This is a genomic window from Mangrovibacterium sp., from assembly GCF_059905295.1.
In genome coordinates, this window is the sequence record NZ_JBZQJF010000238.1 from 1 (window position 1) to 4,701 (window position 4,701).

The 4,701-nt window shown below is 42.5% G+C and carries 4 protein-coding genes; all 4 read right to left on the reverse strand.

Annotation, left to right across the window (positions count from 1 at the left end; translation table 11 throughout):
• Genes rodA through mreC form a run of 4 tightly spaced genes read right to left on the reverse strand, consistent with a single transcriptional unit; the run spans window position 1 to window position 4,624 of the window.
• Complete coding sequence (gene rodA, locus AC37HE_RS12420) at window positions 1-1,428, reverse strand: rod shape-determining protein RodA (RefSeq protein ID WP_500783164.1); 1,428 nt, start codon at window positions 1,426-1,428, stop codon at window positions 1-3.
• 19 nt (window positions 1,429-1,447) lie between these two features.
• The gene (mrdA, locus tag AC37HE_RS12425; protein ID WP_500783165.1) at window positions 1,448-3,277 is read right to left on the reverse strand and encodes a penicillin-binding protein 2; all 1,830 of its coding nucleotides are present in this window, start codon (window positions 3,275-3,277) and stop codon (window positions 1,448-1,450) included.
• 2 nt (window positions 3,278-3,279) lie between these two features.
• Window positions 3,280-3,789 carry a rod shape-determining protein MreD gene (gene mreD / locus AC37HE_RS12430; protein WP_500783166.1) on the reverse strand — a complete coding sequence of 170 codons (510 nt, stop codon included), beginning with the start codon at window positions 3,787-3,789 and terminating at the stop codon, window positions 3,280-3,282.
• Window positions 3,782-4,624: a rod shape-determining protein MreC gene (gene mreC / locus AC37HE_RS12435; protein ID WP_500783167.1), complete on the reverse strand. Its 843-nt coding sequence runs from the start codon at window positions 4,622-4,624 to the stop codon at window positions 3,782-3,784. Before mreC ends, mreD begins: the two co-directional genes overlap by 8 nt.
• Window positions 4,625-4,701 lie beyond the last annotated feature (77 nt).

The following is a 4,701-nucleotide window of genomic DNA, read 5'->3' on the forward strand; positions in this document are numbered from 1 at the left end:
TTAGTAGCTCAGTTTTTCCATTCTGCTGGCATCAAGACGTAAGAAGATAAACAGAAGTATCGTAAATGACCACAATGACGATCCCCCATAGCTGAAAAAGGGCAGGGGAATACCAATTACAGGTGCTAGTCCGATCGTCATTCCAATGTTAATCGTTAAGTGAAAAAACAGGATACAGGCAACGCTATAGCCATATACACGGCTGAAGACCGATCGCTGCCGCTCAGCGAGGAATATAAGCCTGATTAATAGCCCCAGGAATAGTAAAATTACGGTAGTTGTACCAATGAACCCCCATTCTTCGCCCACAGTACAAAAAATGAAGTCGGTACTTTGTTCCGGTACAAAATTGAATTTTGTTTGAGTTCCGTTCAAAAAACCTTTGCCGTGAAGCCCACCTGAACCAATGGCGATTTTAGACTGGTTTACATTATAGCCAACTCCTAAGGGATCTGATTTTATACCTAAAAGTTCTTCAATACGTGCTCGCTGGTGAGGTTCGAGGATATTATTGAAAACATAGTCAACGGAAAATGTCAACATCACCAAACACATGTAAACAGCAATGACAATCAGCAGTTGGCTAAGACGTTGGCGTAAAGCATAAACTCCAAAAATAATACTGGCCAAAACAGCTGATATCAAGATGATATGGTTAGTGGTGATATTCAGTTTCAGCAGGGTATTGCTAAGCCAGAGGGTCATAAAAATACTGGCACTAATCGCCATCGCCTTTAAGGCCACCAGAAATTTCGGATTGATAAAGTAGTAAACGACAATTGCTGTAACAGTGGTGATCCCGATTGTTACTAAGGGGTGCAAGATAAGCGTTAGAATAAAGACAATAGCGAGTAGTAATCCCAGGAAAAGGACAATTCCTGATAATCCTTCGCGGTACAGTACCAGAGAGAACACGGCAAATACCAGTGCCGAACCGGTATCGTTTTGAAGAAAAATTAAAGCTACCGGTATACACAAGATGGCCCCGATTCCAAAGATCGATTCCATTTTTTCAATCTTGAAATTGTACGAACTGGTAAACTTGGCCAATGCTAATGCAGTTGCCAGCTTACTAACCTCTGCGGGCTGAAAAGCAAAACTACCAATCTGAAACCATGATTTGGCCCCTTTCACTTCGGAGCCAATAAGGAGCACGGCAACAAGCATTAAAATAGTGACAATATAGATGGGGTAGGCAAAGGAAACATAGAATTTACTATCGATCAGGATGAGCACACCTGCTAATGCGAAAGCTGCAATAATCCAGATTAGCTGCTTGCCGTAGCGCTGGCTCATATCGAGGATGCTGCTATGGTCTTCATTGAAAACTGCCGCATAAATATTGATCCATCCCAGAAAAACCAGCATTACATATATGCCAATAGTTAGCCAGTCCAGATTTGCCCATATGTTGTTTCTGTTTGCCATTATTAGGGTTGATACGGGTTTAATATTTGGGTTGATACGGATTTAATAAGTTCGCTTCAATCATTTTCTTCTCCAGGGCACGTCTGTTAGGTGCCCCAATTGAATCATTCAGGTATTTTTCAATCATCAGGCTGGCTATTGGGGCAGCATAACGTGCTCCCCAAACGCCGTTTTCAACGTAGGCTGCAATCGCAATTTTCGGATTGTCCTTTGGTGCAAAAGCGATAAATGCAGAGTGGTCGGAACCATGTGAATTTTGAATGGTCCCGGTTTTCCCGCAAATCTCGATCCCGTTAACATGAGCAGTATAACGTGTGTTGGTTTGATCAACAACTTCCTGCATACCCTCAATTACCTTATCAAATTTGTCCGCTTGCACCAAACAATCTTTTCGTTCGAATTCAAGTTGGTGTTCGTTGTTGTCCGGATCGGTGACGGTTTTCACAAGGTGTGGATCAATGTAATAGCCTCTGTTCGCGATTACCGCTGCCATATTAGCCATTTGTAGTGGTGTTACAATGATTTCACCCTGCCCAATAGCTAATGAACGAACTGTTAGTGCATTCCAGTGATGTTTTCCGTAGAAATGATCGTAGTAGGATGCTTTTGGAATGTTTCCGGGAGACTCTCCATAAAATTCGGTACCCAGAGTCTGCCCCAAGCCAAAGCTTAATACATATTCCCGCCACTTTTTATAACCGTCTTCAGCCTTGGGATATTTCCCGATAATGGACTTGAAAGTATTCCAGAAAAAAGGGTTGCACGATTCCCTGATTCCACCGACCAAGCTGATGGGTGATTCGTGGTGGTGGGTACAGGATATGGGTTTAGTGCCCGGGCCGTGACAAACAAATGAGGTTTGCGGCGTAATTGCCCCTTCTTCGAGTGCAATCAGGGCGTTAACTGTTTTGAAGGTTGATCCCGGAGAGTAAGCAGCAGAAATAGCTCTGTTGGTCAATGGCTTTAAGGTGTCGTTCAATAAAATCTGGTAATTTTTACTTCTTTCCCGACCAACGAGCAAATTGGCATTGTAGTCCGGGCCACTATAGTAGCATAAGATTTCTCCGGTACTGGGTTCGATTGCAACAACAGCTCCGCGTTTGTTTTGCATGAGTAGCTCGCAATAAGCTTGTAGTTTGGCATCGATTGTGGTCGTCAGGTTGTCTCCAAGCACGGCAGCTGAGTCATTTTTGCCTTCGTTGTAAGTTCCCTTCAAACGGTTGTGAACATCGACCAGGAAATAGCTGACCCCTTTATGTCCTCTTAACTCTTTTTCGTAGGTGCGTTCAAGACCGGTAATACCAATGTAGTCGCCTTGTGAGTAATAAGAGTCTTTGTCAATCTGCGATTGATTTACTTCACCAACATAACCCAACATATGCGCCGCAATTGGGTGTGCATATTCGCGCAAGGTACGGGTTTGAACAAAGAAGCCCGGGTATTTGTATAGTTTCTCCTGCAGCATTGCATACATTTCAGGCGATAACTGCTTAACGATGACAGAGGGTTTGTAGCGCGAGTACTTTCGTGCTTTTTTCAGTTCCTGTACCAATTCATTTTGCGTAATCTTCAAAATAGAACATAGCTGCGTTGTGTCGAAAGCAGATACTTCCCGAGGTGTTACCAGCAAGTCGTAGGCTGCTTTATTGTAGACCAGGAGCTCGCCGTTACGATCGTAAATTAAACCACGGGCCGGGTAATTGATAACCGGACGAAGGACATTCCTGGTCGCATATTTTTTGTAGGAACTGTCGAGCACCTGCAGCGAAAACAAGCGGACAATGAAAACAATCGCAATGAGTGCGAAGATAACCCCGATAATATATTTTCGTTTGGCGTATTTATCCACAATTAGCTTTGTTTAGCGGTCATGTACTGGCTAATCAGAATCAAGACAATTGTCAACGCAGAGCTTAATAAACTACGGAACAACGTGTGGATGAATCCGCTGAGCGAGAAAGCTTCAATGTAGAATAAAAATAGGTGATGTGCTAAAACAAGGATCAGGGTGTAGCGAAAAAACCAGGAAAAACCAAGCTCCGAAATTCGAGGTAATTGGTTTAGCTCGAATACATCGCGAGAGGAAATCAGGTTGATCACATACGGGCGAATGAATGCCAGAAATGTTGTTGCCGCAGCATGCATGCCAAGTGTGTTGGAAAAAATATCGATGTTTAACCCAAGGGCGAATCCCAAAATTAACAGCAGGTAATTTGGCGTGTTAAATGGCAGGATAAGGATGAATAAAACATAAAGGTATGGATTGACGTAACCACTGATCTGAATGTGATTAAGTAACAAAACCTGGACCAGTACCAGGATTACCCATGTTCCGATATATTTGAAAATTCCCCTATTCATTTGTATTTAATTCCTGTATTTGATCCAATTCCTTCAGGTGATTATTCTTGACAATTTCAACATAGCTAAGGTTTGCAAAGTTGGTTAACAGCCGAACTTTAATTGCAAAGAAGTTTCGTCCGCTGGCGTGATCAAAGGTTTCAATTACCCCAACGGGTATGCCTTCAGGGAAAACATCGGAGAAACCACTGGTGACGATCGTATCGCCAACCTCCATCTGCACATGAAACGGAATTTCATTTAAATTGGCGTATTTCGGATCTAAACCGTCCCAAGCCAGTGAACCAAAATAATTTGAGTTTTTAATTTTGGCCGATACCTTCCAGCGCTTGTTCAGGATTGTTGGTCCTGTTGCATAGTGTTTCGATACGCTGGTTATAATCCCAACAACGCCATTGGGCCCAATAATCCCCATGTCTGCTTTTACACTGTCTTCACTGCCTTTGGCGATCGTGATATAATTGTATTGGCGAACAAATGAGTTGTTGATTACTCGTGCCGGAATAAAATCGTATTGGTGTTCGGTTGTGTCCGATTGTTGGTCGGTTATCATTAACGAATCCACCGGGATCGAGTTTTGCTTGTATTGTTCAAGCATCATTCGTAAGCGGGCATTCTCCTTAGCTAAGTCTGCATTGGTTTGTTGCAGATAAAAAAAACTGGATACCGCATTATAGCTTTTATAAATTGACGCAATCAGGCTATTAGACGAATTGAAGAATTTCGACCTTTGGAAATTGTTGTAGTTTACAACCAGTCCAATGCTGATTGCTTCTAACAACAGAAAAAGTAAAATGAAATAATTTCGCGCCAGAAAGCGTATCAAACTTCTCATTTACCGGAAAGTTTGCTCTTTCCTGGTCTGGATTTACCGGATCAGGAAAGAGAATTTATCAACGTTTTTAAGTGCAA